The 2,412-nt window shown below is 35.1% G+C and carries 4 protein-coding genes; 1 reads left to right on the forward strand and 3 read right to left on the reverse strand.

The window, feature by feature from the left end:
* Window positions 1-263: 263 nt before the first annotated feature.
* Both AAC854_RS22120 and AAC854_RS22125 read right to left on the reverse strand, forming a co-directional pair.
* Window positions 264-806 (reverse strand): hypothetical protein, encoded by a 543-nt coding sequence (locus tag AAC854_RS22120; protein WP_340618980.1) that lies wholly within the window; start codon window positions 804-806, stop codon window positions 264-266.
* 10 nt (window positions 807-816) lie between these two features.
* Window positions 817-1,659, reverse strand: coding sequence for a hypothetical protein (locus tag AAC854_RS22125; RefSeq protein ID WP_340618981.1), 843 nt, complete (start codon window positions 1,657-1,659; stop codon window positions 817-819).
* Window positions 1,660-2,086: 427 nt separating this feature from the next.
* Here AAC854_RS22125 and AAC854_RS22130 point away from each other — a divergent pair, with 427 nt between their 5' ends.
* Window positions 2,087-2,302: a dihydrofolate reductase family protein gene (locus tag AAC854_RS22130; protein ID WP_340618982.1), complete on the forward strand. Its 216-nt coding sequence runs from the start codon at window positions 2,087-2,089 to the stop codon at window positions 2,300-2,302.
* Between the two features lie 21 nt (window positions 2,303-2,323).
* Here the strand turns inward: AAC854_RS22130 and AAC854_RS22135 are convergent.
* On the reverse strand, window positions 2,324-2,412 hold an 89-nt coding region (locus tag AAC854_RS22135), incomplete at its 5' end, for an IS1 family transposase (protein ID WP_340618733.1).

Here is a 2,412-nt window from a genome sequence, read left to right on the forward strand (position 1 = left end):
TATAAGGATGAAACGTAAACGCGCCTGGATGAGAATTCAGTTTTTAGAACAGGTATTACAAGCAGGATTTTCTAACCTGAATGTTATTTGATCATTCATGCGGTTGCCCTGCTTTTAAATCCAGTTCATCTTGCTTTGAAAAAGCAGTAAAAGAGAACAACATTATGATAAAACCAATAAAATATTTCATATACTGCCTATTTTAATCACCACATACCCTTAGCTGAAAGTAGCTGCCTGTAGGTAACAAGCAGCTTTGATTTTCATTCAATACCAGATGGAATTTCAGAAGGTTTGATTGTGATTTTCTGCCCATGCAGTTCACAATCATCAATGAGTTGCATCACACCTTCTTTAGCCCATAAAGCCTGCGCCCCTTCTGCTTCTTTGTAAGGAACAACAGAGACATTCATATTAATAAAGGGCTTACTAAATATAATGGATTTATACTGTTCATAATGTTCCCCATCTGGAACTTCCCAATTAATCAACCGATTGTTTGTCTTCCAATAAATAACAACTCTTTCAAATTCTTCACGATCACGCTCTTTATTAAACTTATAGCCAATCAAACAAAAATTATTATTGATATTTTGTTCACCAAGTTCCTTAATGACATAACCAAACGCAAGAAAATAGTTTTCTTTGTATTTTTTTATTTTTAACGGATCAAAATAGCTTTCTGGTTTTTTATAAAACACCCCCCATTTACCTGTTTTTTCCCAAGCATTGAAATCCAGTTCATCTTGCTTTGAAAAAGAGGCCATAGAAAACAAGGAGACGATAAAAAAAATAAAATATTTCATATATAATCTCTTATTTAAGATACTTATCAGATAATTTATAAAACTCTTGTCCTTGCAGCGAAAATAGCTTTGTGAAATTTGGACCTGGCTCACCAGAACCATCCGTTCTCCATGCAATAACCTCTGTATTAGAGATTTTATTACTTTTAGCTATCTCGATAGCATTTGTAATTAATCGCCGATAAACCCAAAAATCCACATGAGTCCCATCATTAGCAATCACGACCATACCATTAATTCTTTTTTGTATATCAGGGTGAATATTGGGATACTGACTAAACCCATCTATCGTCCTCGGCCCTGAAATAAGACCAATTAATTTATTTCCGTGTTTAGGTACATCAAGTTCATGTGCTTTAGGAGACTTAACTCTGTTCAATAGAGCATCATGCATATACTGCATGGAGTTTTTCGCTTTTTCTTCATCATACTTTATTCCAATTGTATTTGGCGACGTCGTTTCCGCCAACAACACCATCAACATCGCCTTTTGTTCCGCAGTTAAATCTCTCGGAATTTCTATTTTAGACAACACATGAATCGTTAATGGCGGGAAGCAATCCTCCGATACACCTGCGGCGAAGTAGGAACAGTAACCGAGATTCGTATCTACCGCTCTGACAATACTTATTCCCATATTCAGCGCTGTTATTTGCAGGGTCTGTTCTCTAAACTGAGGATTGTCACGTTGAAAGATGGATACAAGCGTGTTATTCGGCTGAAACTTAAGGTGTTTTCTTGTATTCAGGTTTAAACCATCAATCTTTAATGTCATCGTATTACCTTTAGTAAGATAAAATACGGTTTCATTCAGTAAGGCTTTGTTATTCCGTCTGACGATAAATTTAGACATGGTTGGCTATTCCTTTGATTTATTTGAAATCCGTTCTTGAAAGGTCATTGTTCTATAATAGAAAAAATTCTATGAGCAAATCAGATTATTGTCGAGTGAGATACGTCCTATTTTTGATGATGGGTGGAATACCTTTTTATATTATGATCTAAGTTATAAATATGAAGAGAGACGCAAAAAAATAATAAATTAATTAGGTAAAAGTCACTTAATGAAATAAGTTACTGCTCATCCATCCTAAATTTCCCTTATTTATTCACCAAATGATTTTTGTTGTATTTTTGATCAAAATCGCTCAAAAAGACTAATCACTTTTTTACTCGCCTGATAAGGTAATTAGTTTATTTATCGCTACTATTTATCCGGTCAGGCATCACAATTTCCTCTGATTTATAAGTGCCGGTACGTACAAAAATAAGGAAAATCCATGTCAAAACTCATCTATTATGTCGCCGCCTCAATGGATGGTTATATCGCTACGGAAAACCATGCGTTAGATTGGTTATACGCTTGTTCGCCGGGTGATGATGCCACACCTTATGATGAATTTTATCAAGATATCGGCGCAGCCATTATGGGATCAGAAACCTATGAGTGGATTCTGAAAAATACCTCAGGAGAATGGCCTTATAAAAATAGGTGATGAACCCAATAGTTAGATCTTTTAGAGAAAGTAGTATTCACGCTCAATGAACGTTCCTATCACTTTATCGTGTATTTCTGCTGACTTAGAATAACCTATCGTTTTTCGAT

The organism is Xenorhabdus entomophaga, from assembly GCF_037996725.1.
GTDB classification, from domain to species: Bacteria; Pseudomonadota; Gammaproteobacteria; order Enterobacterales; family Enterobacteriaceae; genus Xenorhabdus; species Xenorhabdus khoisanae.